19 protein-coding genes are annotated in these 21,374 nt (G+C 49.6%); 4 read left to right on the top strand and 15 right to left on the bottom strand.

Translation table 11 applies throughout. The features are described 5' to 3' along the window. The first annotated feature begins 7 nt into the window (after window positions 1-7). On the top strand, window positions 8-802 hold the full coding sequence (locus ACJJI6_RS02795) for a M48 family metallopeptidase (protein WP_475712442.1): 795 nt from the start codon (window positions 8-10) through the stop codon (window positions 800-802). Between the two features lie 41 nt (window positions 803-843). Next, the gene (locus ACJJI6_RS02790; RefSeq protein ID WP_475712441.1) at window positions 844-2,148 is read left to right on the top strand and encodes a patatin-like phospholipase family protein; all 1,305 of its coding nucleotides are present in this window, start codon (window positions 844-846) and stop codon (window positions 2,146-2,148) included. Window positions 2,149-2,192: 44 nt separating this feature from the next. On the opposite strand, the gene ACJJI6_RS02785 is transcribed toward ACJJI6_RS02790, so the two are convergent. Beyond that, on the bottom strand, window positions 2,193-3,872 hold the full coding sequence (locus ACJJI6_RS02785; RefSeq protein ID WP_444928179.1) for an NAD-dependent malic enzyme: 1,680 nt from the start codon (window positions 3,870-3,872) through the stop codon (window positions 2,193-2,195). Between the two features lie 282 nt (window positions 3,873-4,154). Here ACJJI6_RS02785 and ACJJI6_RS02780 point away from each other — a divergent pair, with 282 nt between their 5' ends. Further along, on the top strand, window positions 4,155-6,122 hold the full coding sequence (locus tag ACJJI6_RS02780) for a DUF3604 domain-containing protein (protein ID WP_475712440.1): 1,968 nt from the start codon (window positions 4,155-4,157) through the stop codon (window positions 6,120-6,122). Window positions 6,123-6,154: 32 nt separating this feature from the next. On the opposite strand, the gene ACJJI6_RS02775 is transcribed toward ACJJI6_RS02780, so the two are convergent. Both ACJJI6_RS02775 and ACJJI6_RS02770 read right to left on the bottom strand, forming a co-directional pair. Further along, window positions 6,155-6,604 (bottom strand): GyrI-like domain-containing protein, encoded by a 450-nt coding sequence (locus ACJJI6_RS02775; RefSeq protein WP_475712439.1) that lies wholly within the window; start codon window positions 6,602-6,604, stop codon window positions 6,155-6,157. A gap of 104 nt (window positions 6,605-6,708) precedes the next feature. Continuing rightward, window positions 6,709-7,662: a helix-turn-helix transcriptional regulator gene (locus tag ACJJI6_RS02770; RefSeq protein WP_475712438.1), complete on the bottom strand. Its 954-nt coding sequence runs from the start codon at window positions 7,660-7,662 to the stop codon at window positions 6,709-6,711. 1,012 nt (window positions 7,663-8,674) lie between these two features. Here ACJJI6_RS02770 and ACJJI6_RS02765 point away from each other — a divergent pair. Continuing rightward, on the top strand, window positions 8,675-9,010 hold the full coding sequence (locus ACJJI6_RS02765; protein WP_475712437.1) for a hypothetical protein: 336 nt from the start codon (window positions 8,675-8,677) through the stop codon (window positions 9,008-9,010). A 99-nt stretch (window positions 9,011-9,109) separates the two neighbouring features. On the opposite strand, the gene ACJJI6_RS02760 is transcribed toward ACJJI6_RS02765, so the two are convergent. The 12 genes from ACJJI6_RS02760 to ACJJI6_RS02705 all read right to left on the bottom strand — a co-directional run bounded on the left by ACJJI6_RS02760 (window position 9,110) and on the right by ACJJI6_RS02705 (window position 21,372). Continuing rightward, window positions 9,110-10,693: a bifunctional AfsR/SARP family transcriptional regulator/alpha/beta hydrolase gene (locus ACJJI6_RS02760; RefSeq protein ID WP_475712436.1), complete on the bottom strand. Its 1,584-nt coding sequence runs from the start codon at window positions 10,691-10,693 to the stop codon at window positions 9,110-9,112. A 645-nt stretch (window positions 10,694-11,338) separates the two neighbouring features. After that, window positions 11,339-12,040: a YopT-type cysteine protease domain-containing protein gene (locus ACJJI6_RS02755; protein ID WP_413662426.1), complete on the bottom strand. Its 702-nt coding sequence runs from the start codon at window positions 12,038-12,040 to the stop codon at window positions 11,339-11,341. Between the two features lie 777 nt (window positions 12,041-12,817). Next, a complete protein-coding gene (locus ACJJI6_RS02750; protein ID WP_444958028.1) occupies window positions 12,818-13,456 on the bottom strand; it encodes a LysE family translocator in 639 nt (212 codons plus the stop codon). A gap of 96 nt (window positions 13,457-13,552) precedes the next feature. Then, on the bottom strand, window positions 13,553-14,017 hold the full coding sequence (locus tag ACJJI6_RS02745) for a thioesterase family protein (protein ID WP_444958029.1): 465 nt from the start codon (window positions 14,015-14,017) through the stop codon (window positions 13,553-13,555). Then, a complete protein-coding gene (gene sthA, locus ACJJI6_RS02740; protein ID WP_444958030.1) occupies window positions 14,014-15,411 on the bottom strand; it encodes a Si-specific NAD(P)(+) transhydrogenase in 1,398 nt (465 codons plus the stop codon). Before sthA ends, ACJJI6_RS02745 begins: the two co-directional genes overlap by 4 nt. Window positions 15,412-15,558: 147 nt before the next feature. Further along, the gene (gene nqrM / locus ACJJI6_RS02735) at window positions 15,559-15,801 is read right to left on the bottom strand and encodes a (Na+)-NQR maturation NqrM (RefSeq protein ID WP_282932334.1); all 243 of its coding nucleotides are present in this window, start codon (window positions 15,799-15,801) and stop codon (window positions 15,559-15,561) included. Then, window positions 15,798-16,859 carry an FAD:protein FMN transferase gene (locus tag ACJJI6_RS02730; protein ID WP_475712435.1) on the bottom strand — a complete coding sequence of 354 codons (1,062 nt, stop codon included), beginning with the start codon at window positions 16,857-16,859 and terminating at the stop codon, window positions 15,798-15,800. Before ACJJI6_RS02730 ends, nqrM begins: the two co-directional genes overlap by 4 nt. Window positions 16,860-16,873: 14 nt before the next feature. Further along, window positions 16,874-18,097 carry an NADH:ubiquinone reductase (Na(+)-transporting) subunit F gene (gene nqrF / locus ACJJI6_RS02725; protein ID WP_108733652.1) on the bottom strand — a complete coding sequence of 408 codons (1,224 nt, stop codon included), beginning with the start codon at window positions 18,095-18,097 and terminating at the stop codon, window positions 16,874-16,876. A gap of 17 nt (window positions 18,098-18,114) precedes the next feature. Then, complete coding sequence (gene nqrE / locus ACJJI6_RS02720; RefSeq protein WP_020413086.1) at window positions 18,115-18,723, bottom strand: NADH:ubiquinone reductase (Na(+)-transporting) subunit E; 609 nt, start codon at window positions 18,721-18,723, stop codon at window positions 18,115-18,117. 3 nt (window positions 18,724-18,726) lie between these two features. Further along, the gene (locus ACJJI6_RS02715) at window positions 18,727-19,383 is read right to left on the bottom strand and encodes an NADH:ubiquinone reductase (Na(+)-transporting) subunit D (RefSeq protein ID WP_282932331.1); all 657 of its coding nucleotides are present in this window, start codon (window positions 19,381-19,383) and stop codon (window positions 18,727-18,729) included. Between the two features lie 2 nt (window positions 19,384-19,385). Further along, the gene (locus ACJJI6_RS02710) at window positions 19,386-20,168 is read right to left on the bottom strand and encodes a Na(+)-translocating NADH-quinone reductase subunit C (protein WP_282932330.1); all 783 of its coding nucleotides are present in this window, start codon (window positions 20,166-20,168) and stop codon (window positions 19,386-19,388) included. Next, on the bottom strand, window positions 20,161-21,372 hold the full coding sequence (locus tag ACJJI6_RS02705; protein WP_108733655.1) for an NADH:ubiquinone reductase (Na(+)-transporting) subunit B: 1,212 nt from the start codon (window positions 21,370-21,372) through the stop codon (window positions 20,161-20,163). Before ACJJI6_RS02705 ends, ACJJI6_RS02710 begins: the two co-directional genes overlap by 8 nt. Between the last annotated feature and the right edge of the window lie 2 nt (window positions 21,373-21,374).

Raw genomic sequence — 21,374 nt, 5'->3', positions numbered from 1 at the left:
TCCCGGCATGAATGTGCCTATTTTTTCCCAAAAAAATAACCCCAACTTCCGGCAATTGAGCTTTGCCTATGGGGATGAACGCATCACGTTTGAATGCCAACCCCGCCCCCAGGCCAGTGGGCGAGTGCTGATCAAAGTACACCCAGACTGCCGTGTGGTGGTCAGCGCACCGGAACCTATCGATAACAATGCGGTTTTAAAAGCGGTAAAAAAACGTGGGCGCTGGATTTACCAACAGCTGCGGGATTTCCGCAAAGCGCTGGAATATATAACGCCACGGCAATATATCAGCGGCGAGAGCCACTACTATCTGGGCAAGCAATATCTGCTGAAAGTCATTGAATCTGAAGACACCCAACAACAGGTGAAATTACTGCGCGGCAAGCTGGAAGTATCCGTGCGGAAAAAAGATCCCGAAAGAGTGCGCCTGCTTTTGGACGAATGGTACAAGGCGCGCGCTAAAGATATTTTTCACCGCCGCCTGGATACACTGCTTGAGCAGGCCCTTTGGGTTTCCGGGCGCCCTCCCCTGCGTATCCTCAGTATGAAAACCCAGTGGGGCAGCTGCTCCCCCCAGGGGCGTATTACCCTCAATCCCCACCTGGTAAAAGCACCGCGCCAGTGCATCGACTATGTCATTTTGCACGAGCTCTGCCATATCGCCGAACACAACCACAGCGAACGATTTTACCGTTTAATGAATCAAGTGATGCCCAGGTGGGAAGGCACGAAAAACAAACTGGACGCTATGGCGAATTTGATTCTGGGTGATACCCTGGCTTTTTCACCAACCTGCACATAAGTTATCTAAAGTAGATCGCTGTCACACTACGGAAAGCCGACATGCAAAAATCGCCATGGGTTGAAAATGCCATCGCAAAAGCGGATGCACACTGGCAGGCATCCAAGTCCACCATTGAGGGCAAAGTATTCAGTGATGTAAAAGACAACCGGGGCCTTCAGTATGTCGATATCGTGATGGAAGGTGGCGGTATGCTGGGGATCGCCTTAGTGGGATATACCTACATTCTTGAAAAGGCGGGAATTCGGTTTCGCAAAATTGCAGGAACCTCAGCGGGCGCCATTAACGCACTCTTCTTGGCGGCGGCCGGTACACCGAGCACTGGCAAGAGCGAAAAGCTCTTGGGTATCCTGGCCAATGCGGACTTTGCCAGTTTTGAAGATGGCGAGCGCTATGCCCGCAAAACGGTACAGCGCCTGCTCAAGGGCAAAGGCTTGATGAGTAGTTTGGCATTGCACCCCTTCGATTCTATCCGCACCTTGCGGCACCTGCTCAGGCATAAGGGGCTGAATCCGGGAGATACCTTTACCCAGTGGCTACAAACGGAGTTGAAACAGCTGGGCATTACTAACACCGCACAGCTCAACCAGAGAATTAACCAGTTCCCACAGCTCCTGTACCGCGGCACACCGGACCACCTGATAGGTAGCGGCGAGGTTGCCCTGGTGGCAGCGGATATCACTACCGAGACCCGCGCGGTATTTCCAGCCAAGGCGCCGCTCTACTTCGATAATCCGAGCGCAATAAACCCGGCAGAGTTCGTGCGTGCCTCCATGTCGGTACCCGGTTTCTTTAAGCCCTACACCGTAAAGGGCATCCCCCAATTAAGTGAATGCAATACTGTCGCCGAGAATTGGCGCAGCATTAAAGGCATCGGTGATCCCAAACGTTTTTTCCGCGCTGGCTTTCCCAAAGATATTGAATTTGTTGACGGCGGCCTTGTCTCCAACTTCCCTTTCGATATCTTCCATAAACCCATAGGCACCCCCAAATTGCCAACCTTTGGGATCAAGTTGGAAGTGGACCTGTACCAGCCAAAATCAGATAAGGTAGGAAGGTTTGCGATGGGGCTGATCAGCACTTGTCGCAATATGCTCGACAACCATGTGCGCGCGAGCTTGAACGCGGAATACCATGCGCTGGTAAAAGAAATCCCCATTAACCCCACCGATACCGGAGAAAACCCGCACTGGCTGGATTTTTCCATGCCGGACCACCACTGCGAACACCTGTTCTTATCTGGCGTCAATGCAGCAATTGAGTTTTTGAATCAGGGATTCCACTGGGAGGATTACTTGGTATTGCGCCAGCCGGACTCCTTCTATACCGGGGAAAAGCTGGCTTAAATGCAGGCCCGATGCGATAGTCGCAGCGGGCCCAGCGCTCTCATTTAGAAAGAGCGACGACGATAAGAGCGGTAATCTGCACGCCAGAAGTTACGCTCTAGCAAACGCTCTAAATGCTCGCGACTCACCTTGGGCGCAACGCCATCCAATTGCGCCTGGGCAGCCACTGCCCTGGCAATATGCATGCTCACTTCGCGAATATCATTCAGGTGTGGCAATAGGGCACCCTCGCCATCCTTCACCACCGGCGCCTGCTCTGCCAGGGCGTTGGATGCTGCCATCAACATACTGTCAGTCACTTTGGATGCACCGGAAGCAATCACGCCGAGGCCAATACCTGGGAATATGTAGACATTGTTACACTGCGCTACCGCATAGTGATGACCATCGATTTCTACCGCTGCAAAGGGGCTGCCGGTAGCTACCAAAGCCTCGCCCTTGGTCCAGCTGAATATCTCAGTTGGAGTCGCTTCAGCCCGAGAAGTGGGGTTTGAAAGTGGCATCACCAAAGGTCGGCGGTGCCCCTTGTGCAAAGCTTCGATTACTGGCTGGGTAAACAGGCCACCCTGCCCCGATACACCAATCAGGATGCTGGGCTCAACATTACCGATCAATGTCTCAAGGTTCCAGCTGGACACTCCCTCGTACTTGCTCGGGTCCTGGGCCAAAGCCGCTTGGAAGTCGTGCAGACCTTTCATATCAGAAGTCACAAGCCCGTAGCGATCGAACATAAAGATCTGTTCACGAGCCTCGGCATCGGACAGACCGGCCTGCACTTTTGCACTGACGATTTGCTCGGCAATACCACACCCAGCTGAACCGGCACCCACTATTGTCACCTTCTGCGCGGCGAGGGTTTCTTGCCAGGTCTTGCAGGCAGCCAGGATAGTACCCAGTGCTACAGAAGCCGTGCCTTGGATATCATCATTAAAACAGCACAGGCGATCGCGATAGCGCTCTAACAACGGCGTGGCATTGGTTTGGGCAAAGTCCTCAAACTGAACCAATACCTTGGGCCAGCGACGCTTTACCGCTTCAATAAATTGCTCCAGGAATTCATCGTACTCTTCCTGGGAAATCCGCTCATGGCGCCACCCCATATACATGGGATCATTCAGCAAAGTGCGGTTATTGGTGCCAACATCCAAGGTGACAGGCAAGGTATAAGCCGGGCTGATACCGCCACAGGCGGTATACAGAGAGAGCTTGCCAATAGGGATACCCATGCCGCCGATACCTTGATCACCCAACCCAAGTATCCGTTCGCCATCGGTCACCACAATGACTTTGACGTTCTCTTTAGTGGCGCTGCGCAGAATATCGTCGATATATTCCCGGTCCGGATAGGAGACAAATAATCCCCGGTGGTTGCGATAAATACTGGAAAACTCTTCACAAGCTGCACCTACAGTGGGGGTGTAGATAATCGGCAGCATCTCTTCCGTATGGTGTTCGATCAGATAGAAGAACAACGTCTCATTGTCGTCCTGGATTCCCCTCAGGTAGATATGTTTTTCCAGTCCAGTCTTACACTGCTGGAATTGGAGGTAAGCGCGATTGGCCTGCTCTTCAATCGTCTCAACGGTATTCGGCAGAAGACCGACCAAATTAAACTCGAGACGCTCTTCCAAGCTAAATGCGCTGCCTTTATTGAGCAGTGGTATTTCCAGTAGGGAGGGGCCTGCGTGGGGGATGTAAAGTGGACGCTTTTCGTTGTTACTCATATGCCTGCTTTTGCCTATCGCCCGAAGCGATGATTATTGCGTAGCCATATTTCAATATGACTGAATTAGCCAACCATGTTCTTGAAGTTGCATAAATGTGCTAACTCAACTGGAGCCGAAGACTATCTATTGTGCCGATAGATAACAAGGCCCCCAGTGTGGCCCAATTCGCGAATAAACAGAGTCGCTCAACTATGCTAGCTGTAATTTATCTTCTCTTCGCAACGAATTCTTTTAAGTTAAAAAGCGATCCGACACATTCAGGAAATGGAGCCGCCATCGATGCACAAGAGCAAAGCTGGATTAACCCTGCTCCTCTTTATTCTTGTACTCAGCCTTTATAGTTGCAGTAAAAAGCCCGACGGAGATAAAAATACAAATTCAAACGCCCGACAGACAGAGGACGCCACTCCAGAAAAACAACGGCCGCTCACGGCGATGGCACCGGAGATAGAAGCGGAGCTGGAAGCCCAACGGGACAGCGATAAACGCATCGCTCGCAATGTCTATTTTGGCGATACACATGTCCATACTGGCTGGTCGGTAGATGCGGGGTTGGATGGCGCAATTCTTACTCCCGATGACGCCTATCGATTTGCCCTGGGAGAAACTGTTACCTCCAACAGCGGACTGAAAGCCAAGCTCAGCCGCCCTTACGACTGGTTCATGATCACCGATCATTCAGACGGTATGGGAGTTATCAGCGAGATCGTCGATGGCAATCCGGAAATGATGTCCAATGCCACCTTGAAAAAATGGCACGAGGCATTAATTTCAGGCAGCGAAGAAGCGACCAATGAAGCAAAAAGTGAAGTCATCGTGCTTCAATCAGAAGGCAAACTGCCCGAGCAGGTAATGGACCCCAAATGGATGAAATCCGCCTGGGAAAAAACCGTTGAAGCCGCAGAGAAATATTACAAACCCGGAGAGTTTTCTACCTTTATCGCCTTTGAGTGGACGGTTAACGCCGATGGTGGCGACAACCTGCACCGCAATATTATTTTTCGTGATGGCGCAGACCGCACTAAGACCCTGCTTCCCCTAACTACCTTTGATACCGAGAACCCGGTAAAACTCTGGGAGTGGATGAAAGCCTACGAAGACAAAACCGGCGGCCGGGTACTCGCCATTCCCCACAACGGCAATATGTCTAATGGCCGTATGTTTATCGAGCGGCAGTTTGATGGCTCCGAACTCACTCCGGAGTGGGCACAAATGCGCGCCCGTTATGAACCCCTTTATGAGCTGGTACAGGTAAAGGGACAAAGTGAGTCCCACCCTGCCCTCTCCCCGGAAGATGAATTTGCCAACTGGGATCTGTGGGATAGAGGCAACCTGATCTTAAAGCCCAAGCCCCCCGGTGCCCTGCAATACGAGTACTGGAGGGAGGCACTAAAGTCTGGCCTTCGCCTGGAGGAGAAGCTGGGCACCAACCCTTTCGTGCTAGGCGCAAACGCAGCCACCGACACCCATACCGGGCTTTCGACACCTGACCAGGACAACTTCTTTGGCAAGTTCAAGACCCTGGAACCCAGTAACAAGGAGCGCTGGGCATTTCCCCTGCTCAAGGGGGTTGGTGGAGAGTACTTCGGCTGGGAACAAGCTGCCTCAGGCATTACGGGAGTCTGGGCCAACGAGAATACCCGGGAGGCAATATGGGATGCGATGTACCGCAAAGAGACTTTCGCCACCACAGGCCCCCGGATCTCAGTTCGCTTCTTTGGAGGCTATGACTATAACGATGAGGATATTCACGGTGATCTGGTCGCCAATGGCTATAAAAAAGGCGTGCCAATGGGCGGGAAGCTACCTCAAGCCAGTGAGGGACAGGCACCGACATTCCTTATCGCAGCACTGAAAGACCCTGAGGGCGCCAACCTGGACCGTATTCAAATCATCAAGGGCTGGTTGGATAGCAGCGGACTCACCCGGGAGAAGATCTTTAATGTGAAGTGGTCTGGAAGCCGTAAACTGGATACCGAGGGAAAACTACCCCCGGTTGGGACTACTGTGGATATGAAGACGGCGGAATACACCAACTCCATCGGCTCCCCTCAGCTAGTCGCGGTATTCAAAGATCCCGACTTTAACCCCAAGGAAAGAGCCGTCTACTACCTGCGCGCCCTGGAGATACCCACTCCCCGATGGACTCTATTTGACAAGGTACGCTTCGGTATTGAAATGGATGAAAAAGTACCCCTTACCCAGCAGGGGCGAGCATTCAGCTCGCCAATTTGGTATTCACCCTAGAGTCAAATAGCCCGTATATATACGCGATTCAATTACTTGATGGATATGGCTATCTGAACCTCGTTTCCATCCACATACTGTTCAAAATCTGTGGTGAAAGCTCGCTGATGGGGGCAATCCTCCGCAGCGAAGTAACTCCAAACCTCGCCCCACAAATCAATGGCGACCTGAGGCATTTCCCCTTTAGCGGAAAACATCAGGTATTTGCCGGGCAGTATTTGAATCGACTTGAAATCCTCAGACATATCCTTCGACAACATATCTGAACATGCATAGACATCAAAAAAACCGTTATGGTCAGATTCGTAGTTGGAGTAAACACCAAATACCTTAGGGTTGCCCCTTAATTTAGGGGCCGCCTCTGCGCCGAAGCGTTCCCACATTGGCGTTATCTTTGCTGTTTTTGGGTCAGACTCATTGGCGTTCTTAGTGCGGGTATAAAAACCCACTAATTCCAGGCCTTCTAATTCTCTAACTTCCATTTCTGTGGACCAATTATTTAGTTATTCGTAGAGTGCCGAATACTATAACAGCTCTCCGGGAACTGACTAGGCGCATACGGTCACAAGAAATCACAAGTACCTTTTCAAGCTGACTTTACGGATTTCTGCCTTACCTCTGAAGGGGGGTACCCATACATCGATTTATAGAGCTGGGTAAAATAAGATTGACTTGAGAATCCGCTCTCCAGAGCTATATCGACTAAACGCTTATTGGTAGTCTTCAACTGAATATCAGCATGTTGTAACCTACGTTCGTTAATCCAAGCCTTTGGTGACTCAGCTTTAAAGACTTGGCCAAACTTATTCTTGAATGATGTGAGACTCATCCCAATCTGTTTAGCATAATTTGCTACAGACCAGTGCTGAGTAGCGTTTTCCTCCATAAATCGACGGAAACGCTCGTTCACCGGATTAACCTGCCGAAGCAGCTCGTCAGCTAAGCGACAACCGCAAGCACCCTTCAGCTTTAAGAGAAGTAATTCTTCCAGCTTTAAATAATTCAAACTCTCATCATTTAACTTGCTAAATGCACTCAGTGAGTCCAAAGTAAAGCGCGTGAGATCACACTCTGGAAAAACAAAAGGCCCTCTTTTGGGAAGCGTTGTCACGCTGGATGCAAGAGCATTCTTTGCTTTAATCAGTACGCGAGTGTGTCGCTCATAAAATCGTGTCAGCATGACCGGGCTGATACTCGCACAGATGATTATTAGGTCTTCTCCCTCAGACAAATTATCAACTGTAACATGGCTCATTTCACTCGATAGCCAGATCTCCCCCGAAGCCATAGGGAATTCGCAAGCATCACTATTGATATCAGCAACACCTGAAATCACCATTGTCAGATTAAAATCGGAAGAAAACCCAATTGAAACATTTCCATTTGGTGAAACAAGTATCTTTTGAAACCGAAACAAGTCACCTAAATACTGACTTTCAAATAAGACATTTTGCCTTATGTGAGTCTCCAAATCCTTTTGGCGAGGGGTAATCATGGAATTCACCACTAAATTTACTTCTTCTGTATCTTTACGATTCACCTGACTCAGCTGAAGCCAAGCTCCAATCACGACACTTTTGTTTCCGCTGTGCTCAGGGAGCACTCATCAAGAGATCAAAGCCGCTTTCGAGTTCAGCCATTAAAACTCACAATCGTTGAATTGAGCGTTTGAAGAATCATTTGAAAGGCGGATACAGTGAAACTATTTGCAGGACTAAAGTGCCAACCTCTTTGGGAAGGGCAACTTTATTAGCCAGGGTGAGAGGGAAGTCTCGTAAATTAACCTATAAACAGGAGTATACAATCCTGCACTACCTAGGGGACCCTCCCGAGAAATTCATTTATTCTTCATGCGCGACAAAGCAAGTAGACACCCCAGTGCACCCTTTACATTTATTTACACTACCTTAAACGGAACAAGAAGAGTCTCTGAGAGTGAGGGGTTGTGAGGTTTAAGCATCGCCTATTCTATTAGAAATAGTGTCACCATATGAAAATTACTGACTTGAAAACTCTAAGTATTCACTAGCAGCTCAGTAATGAGAAACCTCATGTATTTGGCAAAAGATATCTAAAGCAGGCCCCATAACCATCTACTGGCCTTGTAAATTATAGAAAACCCAAACAATTTGCCTGATAAAGTCCCTCACTCTGGTGTAATCACCCAAGAACCGCTAGGTAATCACAGAGATCCTTCCAGGATATGCAGCTGTTAACATAACTATCTGTAAACTTAATAAACATTTGATTTGTACCAGGTATGATTTTTTCCTAGAATGTGGGAAAATACCCCTTAACAATATCCCTCGGCTCTTCATGACAGACTCTGCACCAAATAGGTGCCATGGAACCAAGCGGAATATTGATTGATAAATTGAGAGAAGTTTTATATATAAACTATGCAAGCGGATAAGATCATACCCATACTTAACTTCTATATTTCAACTATAGGTTAGTATTTATCAAGATCTTTTCTGTTAACTCTTTAATTTGCCAGTATTAGTAATCAACAAAACACCCTAAACCAATAAACTCTTAAGCCTTTGAGATTTATGTCAACTAGTTACTCTAAAGAATTAAATCGGCTTGCCCAACTTATGTGGGAGCAAGAAGCGGAGTTGGAGCTTAAGCCCCAGGAAGAGAAAGAAGCGGCCCCTGAAAAGTCCTCAGTCAACAACGCTCCTAATGACGTTTTTTGGGGCAAATGGAAAGGGCGATATATCGTGGTAATGCGCTATATATCGGGTAGAACAACCTCCAATGTTAAACTCCCCAATATATATGCCGATGAGGCCGATGCCCGCTCCGCCGCCCTCAATATCATTCGAAAATTTCCAGAAGCATCTATTCGCTATCTTTCAGCTAAAGAACTGGCTGTTTACCTATAGCCAACCCTTAAGAGCTTTAGTTGTTGGTTTTTGAGCAGGGTGGCTGCACTGCAGAACCGCCCTCCCTCATATTATTTTTATAGGCATCACTATCAGCGATTAATGCTTTGATATAAATTGACGAACTTCCTCCACAAATACATTGGAGGCAGGCTCCCGCCCCAGGAGTAAGTGACCGTCGCTATTAAGACCAACAAATCGAGCACCAGGTATAGCAGAAGCAATTTCACAGCCCGTTTGAACAGGAATACGCTGGTCCCCTAGTGAATGGATCACCAAAGTGGGCACATTAATTTCTTTGAGCTTGTCCCGCACATCAATACTGCCAAAAACCGATAGGAAGCGGACTGCATTTTCCGGCGAAGTAGTCAGCCGCTGAAACTCATTAAACCATTCTAATTCGCGGGCATTCGCGCTTGGCATAAATGTCGTGGAAAAAATCTGCCGATAAGCAGGGTTATCCTGCCCCCAGCCCGTCGCTGTCAGGGTCATTACTGCTTCGCGCTCTTTTATCGTGGCCTCACTGGCACCTATTCGCCAACCTGCATGATAACCCCCAAACAAAATCAGCTGCCTAACTCGCTCCGGGTGTCTTACTGCATATTCAATAGATACTGCTGCTCCTTGCGATATACCTAGCAAGGTAAAGTTATCAACTTCACAGGCATCGACGACAGTCTCAAGGTCTGTAACAAACGACTCAAAAGAGATATTTTCAACCTCCCAATCCGAAAGGCCATTCCCACGCTCATCGTAACGAATAAACTGGTGGTCGACAGAAAGCTCCCGAAACAATGGACTCCATATCGGAGAATCCCAATCATGCTCTAAATGACTCAACCAGTTTGCGGCTTTAACTATAGGAAGCCCCTCTCCCATCTTGGCATAGGCAATACGCACACCATCGCTGGCCGTACAAAACTCAACCTTCTGTTGAGTTAGCAGTTTACGCCCCGTAGCTAAATCATCACCGGATTTCTGAACTACCGACTCACCAAGCCTGCAGGGCGACCATGTAATGCCTGCTTTGCGGAATCGGTCAGCAAGCCTTGCCCGTTCGAACTCCACTTCGCTACTCAATCCCAATGAGCTCAACAAATGCAGTAACTGCGTTGCAGCGTTTGGGTTATAGGGCTCCAATGCCACCCAGCTGCGGGCCCAAGTTAACTGGTCCGGTATAGGAACACCCGGGTGAGAGGACAAGCGGGACAGTACCCTCCCTTGCAATTGAACAATCTCTTGTCGTTCAGACAGCAACCACCGTTGAAATAGTTCTTGATCGGGAAGATCGATCCCATCCAGGAAAGGCTCCTGCAGCTGTCGATGGATATCTTCCAGCTCTGCTGTCAGAACGCCGGGGGAATCAAGCTTAAGTGCTATTTCGGCAACATCAATACAAATGCCTTCCGTATCCAAGCTGACACGCTCTCTATCAGCAATGAGGCGCTCTATTTCTGGGTCGTTGACAATGGATCGAATTTTACTCAAAGACCAGCGCAGGGAAGCACGCGGATCATCGGGCAGCTCCCAAAATATCTCACATAAGCGATCTCTCCTGTGAGGTCTCGCAGCCAACAGTAAGAAAGCCAAAAGTGCTCGAGTTTTTCTTGAAGGTGGTAGATTAACTGGGCTGCCATCACGGGAGACCAGCAGGTCGCCCAGCATTTGGATTGAGATTCCCATTGATAAGTTATTAACCCCTGAAATGTAAGGTACTAGCAGTTCTCAGAGAAAGGCGCCGGTGATTTTCTCAGGGATAATTGTTAGCTGCAAACACCGTTCGCGAAAGATGTGAAACCCTCTGCCAAAACCGCTTATTCCAAGATAGATAGCAATGAGAATACCAACGCCGCAATGGAGCTTAAATCTGGCCAAGAAAGCACACTCCATTGGGCTTCTTTATGGTTTAGAGTGGAATCGAAGAATTAATCGGGCTCGATAGCCTTATCAGGAGATACTGAAAATGCCCCAAATGGGCCCCAGAGAAAGGCTAGATACCCCCAACATATAATGGGCGGCAACAAGAAGTAGAGCAAACATATTGAGAAGCCGGACAACTATATCGGAAAGGAGTTAAAAACCCATTTTCAAAATCAAAACTATGTCAGTATGGGACTAATAGCCTAGGCCAATATTTGGAGCTTTGACGCACAAAAGGCCCTTAGAAACTCACACTAAAACAAACTTACGGAAGGGTTATCAGTAAAGAACCGTATGAGTCAAAAGTAGAAGGGAGAGCGGCTCCTCTAGGTTTACAACCCGTAGACACCCTACCCAACTATCCAAAGTGCTCTTCAAATGCGCAAGCGCTAACTCACAAGTCCTAATTTATCTGTCGCTATGAACAAAGATATCAAACCCCAAAGCCCTTGATGTTCTATATAATCTCGAATCACTATGATAGTGCTCATACCACTTTCTAAATTGTGAATATTTAAGAAATTTAAACTCACCCTTATTAGGATCAAAAAAATAACTTACTTTATCCGCAGATGGCTCAACACGAAATGCCATCGCATGTCCCCAACCAGTACCAGCTGTCCTTAAGACGCAGTGGATAGTATTGGACTGCTGTTTGAAGCAGTCTTTGGATTCAAGAACATCGAAAGATGCGGCGAACTGATCTTTCAACGAAGGACTTTTCTTCTTCTGTGCAATACCGCTACCCGCCTGCCCAATATTGCGAAATCCCTGAGATTCCAAATATTGTTTAGTCTCCTTAATCATCTCAAAAGATGTGCTAGGCCTACCCTCAGTTCCATTTGCAAACTTAAATCGATACATAGAGGCAAATCTCTGAGCGACCACGGCTATTTTTGTATCATCAATACTGCCACCGGTAGTTAACGCATCCTGAAGCCCCGACTGAAGGGCTTTACTGACCCAGCTAACTGACAGAGCCTCACAAATCCCACCCTTGGTATGCGGATGCTTTTTGGTGATTTTTGAATAGCTTCCCTGACTGAATTTCCAGGTTAACTGCCCACCGTAATTGGACGCACTTGCATCACTATTCAGTAAACTTGGCATTTTTTATCCTCACATCACAACCGAATATTCGGCTTTATTTATATTATCCGGACTTTATGCAAACAATGTGCAAATTTAGTGATTAATTATTATTAGAAAAAATATCACCCGAACATTTCCTTTAAAAACCACGACAAAAAATTCAAAGACTGCACCTCAACCGATCAACTCATCACAAGAAAGTGACAAGTAAAACACTGAGGCATCACCCACCTTTAAGGGAACCTTAAAATTAAAACGCAGCTTAGCAATGACTATATTAGTTTGAATGGTCGAAAATATAACGTTTTCAACATGCTATATTTTTACAGACTACAAGTCCACGACAAGCGATCAATGTCGCCATCAGGCAAAACAACCACAAAATAATTACTGTTATTTAAAATTCACTACAGGCAACAAGGTATTTCGGTTTACTTAAGGAGCCTCTGAATAGAGACCGGTTTTAAATATACTTATCAGTACAGCAATTTGACTAAACACCCAGTTAATTTTAAATCAATACAATGATTTCATTACCCTCGATAAACAGGCACCAATCCGTACCTTTCGTTACACCGCATAACGTACTCAAAAGAGACATAAACAAACGATCAGAAGAAAGAATCAATGAACTTGGATCAAAAAGGCTAAAGAGCCACTACATCGTGGCTCTTTTTTGTCTCGGAGGGATACTGCTATTGTTGTGCTCCATACCCGCCAGGGGAAGCTTTAACCTAGGGCGGAAGGAATAAATACTGGAAGCCCTGGAAACAACATCAGTTACACGAGAGAATCTTAAGTGTCCTGGCGAACCACTAAACTGCCAAAACCAATCAATAGGCCACCACTAAAACGCTGAACCCATCTTTGCATATTCCCACCAATGGAAGCCACTTTCCACTTCGACAACATAGTCGCAAGTGCCAGAAACCACAGGAATATTATTGATGCATGAAGTGAGACCAGCAGGAAAGCCTCATAGTAACTAGAGCTGCCAACTGAGATAAACTGCGGAAAGGCCGCGAGATAAAACATCGATACCTTGGGGTTAAGAATCTGGGTTAGAAAGCCCTCACCAAAATTTCGGTATGAGTTCCCAGGAGCTGCTGTAATTGGTGACAATTCATCCCCTGTATCCTTCACGGACGATTTTGACAGCGTGGCTAATATCGTTTTCACACCCAAATAAACCAGGTAGGCAGCCCCAAGATATTTGATAATTGTATAAACCTCAGACGACTGCAATATAATCGCCGACAAGCCCAAAATTGAAATGGCACCATGGGCAAATGTTGCTGAAACCAGCCCAAAAATATTCTCTACTCCCGGCCTCAGCCCCCTACTAGCTACTGTTTTAAGAATCAGGACGCTGTTCGGCCCTGGTGAAATAACCAACAAAAGAGAGATTGCAGCAAATGCGAGAATTTCACTCATAACAATAAACACCTTAAAGAAAGCCAGTGGATAAGGGGTACATCTAAGGGGTATATCTAAGGAGGTCTCCGAGCCAAGGGTTGGCTCGGACTAAGGTCAATACAGGTAAGTTGCCGTACCGGTAGCAATCAATTCATCCGTGTCGTTAATCAACTCCATTCTCGTTACAACCAGCTTGTTACCGGTGCGCAGAATTGAGCCATGGCAGAGAAAGTGTTCTCCCCTGCCCGGCTTTAGGTAGTCTACACGCATGTCGACCGTACCCAGCTTTAATAGGCGATCCACTTTTTCTTTCCAGTGCACATCTCCCAGATGCTGGTAGGCGGCGACCATTGCGGTCAAACCACCAACCGTATCCAGGGCGGTGGCAATTACGCCACCGTGCAGGATGTTCTTCCACACATTGCCGATCAACTGTGGGGTCAGTTCAAAGCCTGCGGAAAGTGTGAGCGCCTCCAGGTCCAGGTCGCGCATCTCAAGTCCAATTTGTTGATTAAAAGGAATCTGCTCAAAAAATTCCTTTACCAACGCCTGAAACTCACTGGGTGAGGGTTCTGTCATAGGCGGGCAACCCGGTTGAGCCCATCCAGTGCAGCACTGCGATATGCCTCTGCCATGGTGGGGTAGTTAAAGGTGGTATTAACGAAATAATCGATTGAATTATTCGGTGCTGGTTGTTTCATAATGGCCTGACCAATATGCACAATCTCAGCAGCCTCTGCTCCAAAGCAGTGAATGCCCAGGATTTCGTGAGTCTCGATATGGAACAAAATCTTGAGCATGCCTACGCGCTCACCAGAAATCTGCGCCCGCGCAGTGTGCTTGAACAGTGCGCGGCCAACTTCGTAGGGTACTTTGGCTGCGGTGAGCTCTGATTCGGTTTTACCCACAGAGGAAATCTCTGGAAGGGTATAAATCCCGGTAGGCGCATCTTCAATTACTCGATGGCCACGGCCCGCAATCGCTGCTGCAACCGCACGCCCCTGGTCATAAGAGGCACTGGCAAGGCTGGGCCAGCCAATCACATCACCTACCGCAAAGATATTTTCAATTTCGGTGCAATAGTGGTCATCAACGCTCAATTGTCCGCGATGGTTCGCTTCCAGACCGACATTCTCCAAGCCGAGGGAGCTGGTATTGCCAGTACGACCATTACACCAGAGCAGTGCATCCGCATGAATACGTTTACCGGACTGCATCTCCATAATTACGCCCTGCTCATTGGGCAGTACCCGCGCATACTCCTCCTGGTGGCGAACAGTCACGCCCATATCCCGCAGGTGATAGCTCAGCGCATCAGAAATCTCATCATCGAGAAATTCCAGCAGGCTGTTACGGGTATTAATCAAATCCACCTTAACGCCGAGGCCAGCAAAGATAGACGCGTATTCACAGCCGATAACACCAGCACCATAGATCATAATGGAGTGAGGGGTGTGCCGCATGTCCAGGATCATATCGCTGTCGTAGACCCGTTCGTGATCAAAGTCTACATCGGCGGGGCGATAAGGGCGTGAGCCAGTAGCAATAATAAATTTCTTCGCGGTAATAGTTTCCGCCGCACCATCGGGCATAAGCACCTCGACAGTATGTTCATCGCGGAACTTGGCTTCGCCGACGATCAGCTCAACCCGGTTGCGGGCATAAAAAGAAGTGTGCATTTCCACCTGATAGGAAATGACTTTATTCACCGTCTGCATTACCTGGGGGAAAGTAAGGCGGCGGGGTTCACCCAATGCGCGAAAAACGCTCTGGGTGTTATAACGCATCAACTGTTTGACAGAGTGGCGCAGCGCCTTGGAGGGAATGGTACCTTTGTGAGTACAATTACCACCAACCACTTGGCGCTTTTCAATAACCGCAACGCGCATGCCCTTTTTTGCTGCGCTCATTGCGGCGGCCTCTCCAGCCGGGCCAGAACCAATTACTACCAGGTCAAACTTTTGCTCTGCCATTAAATGCTCTAATTCTATTTTCCAAACGGAGTCCACAGCGCGCTAACGCCATTTACTCAATACTAAATATACGGTTATCGGCACCAGCTGTGCCAATGACATAAAACAACAAGCCCGTTGATCACGGGCTTGTTGGAGAGGGAAAGCTTACTTGCGTTTAGATGCGTCGTAAGCGAGATCTTCGGCAGTCATCTGCTGCTGTCTTTGTCTCTCCTGTTCCTTTTCACACTCATCGTCATCGCCACCGCAGACTGTGCAATCCTGCTTCATGCCGATATTGTTGAGCCCGCCACAAGTTCCCTTTAACGGTTTGTTCTGAACCATGGCCCCGATCGCCATACCGGCAACAACGAGCAACATGGCCACAAAGGCAAATATGAAAATTGTCACTTCTCAGACCTCTCTACATAAGGTTTAAAGCCAGAGCTAGAACGCTCTTCGAAACCTGAATCAGTTTTCACCACCATAAAGACGGCTAGATTATCTCTTTCTGCCAGCGCCATGCCGGCATCAGCACCGAGGACATTGATCGCGGTAGCCAGACCATCGGCTTCAGCACAGGTTTCCGCAATAACGGTTACCGATGCCAATTTGTGCTTGATGGACCGCCCGGAGCGTGGGTCAATGCTATGGGAGTAACGAACACCATCCCTTTCGTAGTAGTTGCGATAGTCTCCACTCGTAGCTACTGCCTTCCCGCTCACCGCGATCGGCTCCTGCACCATCTGACCTGCCGCGCTGGGTACTTCAATGCCAATTACCCAGGTCTTACCCTTTGGATTCACACCCTTAGTTCGCAGTTCACCGCCAATTTCGACCAAGTAGTTTCGAACACCCAGGTCTTCCAATAGCTCGGCAACCCGATCAACTCCATGGCCCTTGGCAATCGCTGAAAGATCCACCTCAACGGGGCGGCTCTTGATAACAGTGTCTGGCTTACGGGTCAGGGTTAACGCATCGGAACCGACGACGGTTAGCAGATCGGCAATGTCTTTATCTGAGGGGATATGCTCCGGTTCGGGCTGGGGACCAAAACCCCACAAGTTGACCAGAGGGCCGACCGTCACCTCGAAAGCGCCTTCACTGCGGCGATAAATATCCAGGGACATTTCCAGTACATCTGCCAAGTGTTGGCTAACCGGGATCGCCTGCCCTACCGGGCTTTGGTTAAAGCGCATTAACTCAGAGTCGTCGATATAGGTCGACATCTCCTGGTTGACCTGCTGCAACTCATCGTCGATCAACTGCTGCAACTCACCCTGCTTCAGCCCAGAGGGCACCTGAACGACGGTGATGTGATAGCTGGTTCCCATGGTGCGGCCAGCCAACTGCCAAGACTCCGGCGAAGGAGCACAAGCCGATAAAATTACAGCCGCCCAAAGCAAAAACAGGGCCGTAAAGACGGGCCCTGTTTTTGAGTTTGTCGGGCCTGTGATTGCTTTTAGCAAGCTAAGCCCTCCAATTATCCGCCGAAGTCATCCAGCAGGATATTTTCATCTTCTACACCCAAGTCTTTGAGCATATTGATGACTGCCGCGTTCATCATGGGCGGCCCACACATGTAGTACTCACAATCTTCTGGAGCCGGGTGGTCCTTCAGGTAGTTTTCATATACCACGTTGTGGATGAATCCGGTGTAACCCGTCCAATTGTCTTCCGGCTGTGGGTCGGACAGAGCCACATGCCACTGGAAGTTATCGAACTCGGAAGCCAGACCGTTGTAGTCATCTTCGTAGAACATCTCGCGCAGGGAGCGCGCACCGTACCAGAAGCTGATCTTACGGGTGGAATTCAGGCGCTTGAGCTGATCAAAGATGTGTGAACGCATTGGCGCCATACCGGCACCACCGCCGATAAATACCATTTCGTTATCAGTTTCCTTGGCGAAGAACTCACCGAAGGGACCGTACACCTTAATCTTGTCACCTGCCTTCAGGCTGAAAACGTAGGAAGACATCTGACCCGGCGGAATACCCTCAGTGCGGGGCGGCGGAGTCGCGATACGGATGTTGAACTTAACAACACCTTTCTCTTCCGGGTAGTTAGCCATGGAGTAAGCACGAACCACAGGCTCGGTCACTTTGGACTCCAGCTTGAAGAAGCCAAAGTGCTCCCAGTCGCCACGGTACTGCTCTTCGACATCGAAGTCAGCAAACTTGACATGGTGAGCCGGCGCTTCCAGCTGTACGTAACCGCCAGCGCGGAAGTCAACATTTTCACCTTCGGGCAGACGCAGGGTCAGCTCTTTAATAAAGGTGGCCACGTTCGGGTTGGATTCCACAGTGCACTCCCACTGCTTAACACCAAACACCTCTTCCGGCACTTCGATTTCCATGTCTTGCTTAACCGCAACCTGACAGGAAAGACGCTTGCCTTCTTTTGCATCGCGCGGGGTAAAGTGAGCCGCTTCAGTCGGTAGCATATCGCCACCACCGGAATTCACCTTACAGATACACTGCGCACAGCTGCCGCCGCCGCCACAGGCGGAGGCCAGGAACAGGTTGTTGGCAGCCAGGGTTTGCAGCAGCTTGCCGCCGGCCGGTACGGTGAGAGTCTTCTCACCGTTAACCAGGATGTTGACGTTGCCGGTGTTTACCAGGCGCGAGCGGGCCGCAAGGATCACCGCTACCAGCGCCAAAACGATGACGGTAAACATCGCTACGCCGAGGATAATTTCAATACTCATTCTATTGTTTTCCCCGCTTAGATATCGATGCCGCCGAAGGACATGAAGCCCAGGGACATCAGACCAACAGTTACGAAGGTGATACCCAGACCTTTCAGGCCATCCGGAACGTCACTGTACTTCAGCTTTTCACGAATACCGGCCAGAGCGGTAATCGCCAGTGCCCAGCCGAGGCCGGCACCGAAGCCATAGGCAACACTCTCGCCAAACGCGTACTCGCGCTCAACCATGAACAAGGAAGCACCCATGATGGCGCAGTTCACGGTAATCAGCGGCAGGAATACACCCAGCGCGTTGTAGAGAGCCGGTACATATTTATCCAGGAACATCTCCAGGATCTGTACCAGTGCCGCAATTACGCCGATGTAGGACAACAGGCCGAGGAAGCTCAGGTCCACGTCGGGGTAACCGGCCCAGGCCAGTGCACCGTCTTTCAGCAGGTAGGTGTAGATCAGGTTGTTCACAGGTACTGTCAGAGTCAGTACCACGATAACCGCAACACCCAGGCCAATAGCGGCCTCGATCTTCTTCGATACCGCCAGGAAGGTACACATACCGAGGAAGAAGGCCAGCGCCATGTTTTCAACGAAAACGGCGCGGATAATCAAAGAAATATAATGTTCCACGGATTAGGCCTCCTGCGCTTGGGAATTAGGCGCAATCTTGAACTCATCTTCTTCCACCTGTGCCGGTTTCCAGGCACGGATCGCCCAGATGAACAGGCCGATCAGGAAGAATGCACTCGGCGGCAACAGCAGCAGGCCGTTGGGGATATACCAACCACCGTTGCTCACGGTAGTCAGGATATCTACACCGAACAGTTTGCCGGCGCCGAAGAGTTCACGAACCACCGCGAGACCGATCAGGATCACACTGTATCCCAGACCGTTACCAAGACCGTCGAAGAAGCTGGGCAGCGGCGGGTTCTTCATAGCGAAGGCTTCCGCACGGCCCATTACGATACAGTTGGTAATGATCAGACCAACGAATACAGACAGCTGCTTGGAGATGTCGTAAGCCAGGGCCTTGATCAGCTGGTCTACCAGGATTACCAAAGAGGCAATCACGGTCATCTGTACAATGATACGGATGCTGTTCGGGATCTGTTTGCGGATCAGGGATACCGCAACGTTGGAACAGGCCACAACCGAGGTCAGTGCGATACACATTACCAGGGTAACCTGCAGCGAGCTGGTAACAGCCAGTGCAGAACAGATACCCAGGATCTGCAGCGCGATCGGGTTGTTGTTAAAAATCGGCTCTAGCAGAGTATCTTTAATTTTCATGCTTATGCCTCCCCTGCTTTCAGGTTTTTCAGGAAGGGACCATAACCCTGGTTACCCAACCAGAAGTTCACCAGGTTGCTAACGCCCTTACTGGTCAGAGTTGCACCAGACAGACCATCTACTTCGTGAATCGCGTCTGGGCTGTTGGGGTTAACTTGACCCTTGATCACTGCGATATCCACGTCGCCCTGGTTGTTGAAGACTTTCTTACCAATCCACTGGGCCTTCCAGTTCGGGTTGTCAACTTCACCACCCAGTCCCGGAGTTTCCTTGTGCTCGTAGAAGCCGAGGCCCGCTACGGTGTCGAGGTTGCTCTCCAGAGCGAGGAAGCCGTACAGGGTGCCCCACAGGCCATAACCGCGAATCGGCAGAATGATCTTGTCCAGCTTGCCGTCTTTTTCTACCAGGTATACCTCTTTGGTATTTTCCCGGCGGATAATTTTGGCAGTGTCCTCGTCAGCCGGCAGTTTTTCACTGTCAGACGGGATCTTGGCAGCAGCGCGACCACTGCCACCAGCCGGAGCCTGATCGGTAAACTTACCGGTATTCAGGTCGACGTATTTGATTTTTACGTCGGCGAAGGCCTTTTCGACTTCCGCTTTATCAGCGTGAGAGTCTTTCAACAGGCCGCCAGCCATCAGTACGTTGCGCTTCATGTCCAGCTCGGCATTCGCCTGCTGGGCAGGCTTCAGCATTACCGCAGCGGTGGATACCACTACGGAGCACACCAGGCACATTACCAGCGCGACAATCAGAGTACCGGTTACGGAATCTTTATTAGCCACGTGCCAACCTCCGTTTGATATTGGACTGCACCACAAAGTGGTCAAACAGCGGAGCGAACAGGTTGGCGAACAGAATCGCCAGCATCATGCCTTCCGGGAAGGCCGGGTTCACCACACGAATCAGGACAACCATCACCCCGATCAGGATGCCGTACCACCAGCGACCGGTGTTGGTCATCGCAGCGGATACAGGGTCCGTAGTCATAAAGATCAGACCGAAGGCAAAACCGCCCACTACCAGGTGCCAGTACCAGGGTACCTGGAACATCGGGTTGGTCTCGGAACCAATCATGTTAAACATGAAAGAGGTGGCCATCATGCCCAGCAGAGTGCCGGCTACGATGCGCCAGCTGGCGATCTTCATGCCCATCAGGATTACGCCGGCAATCAGGATAGCCAGGGTAGAAGTTTCACCAATGGAACCATGGATCTGACCGAAGAAAGCGTCGAACCAGGTTACCTGGCCAACAGCAGCATTGACGATACCGTTCTGGATACCTTCGCTGGCCATAACAGACAGCGCAGTAGCACCGGTATAACCGTCAACCGCAGTCCAAACCGCATCTCCAGACATTGCTGCCGGATAGGCAAAGAATACGAAGGCACGGCCGGTAAGAGCCGGGTTGAGGAAGTTCTTGCCGGTACCACCGAATACTTCCTTACCTATAACCACACCGAAGCTGATGCCCATAGCCACCATCCACAGAGGCAGATCCGGCGGACAGGTCAAGGCGAACAGGATGGAGGTTACAAAGAAGCCTTCGTTGACTTCGTGACCGCGCACCGCAGCAAACAAGACTTCCCAGATACCGCCCACAATAAAAGTGACCGCATAAATAGGCAGGAAGTACATAGCGCCGTAGACAAAGTTGTCCCACAGGCTAGCTGGGTTGTAGGAAGTCAGAGCGCCGATAATGGCGTGACGCCAGCCGGACAGATCCGGGTTGGTCATACCTTCCAGAATGGTGTTGGACTGGAAACCGATATTCCACATACCGTAGAACGCCGGGATCATGGCACAAGCCCAAACGGTGATCATAATACGCTTCAGGTCGATACCGTCGCGCACGTGAGCAGTGGTTTTGGTCTTATCTGCCGGCTGGAACAGACCGGTGTCAATCGCTTCAAACAGGGCGTAGAACTTTTCGAACTTACCGCCTTTGTGAAACTTGGGTTCGATCGAATCGAGGAATTTACGCAACATAC

The organism is Microbulbifer maximicatervae (SeqCode) (assembly GCF_056232625.1).
Note: the sequence above shows the minus strand (reverse complement) of the source record. Positions and strands in the feature narration are given on the sequence as shown.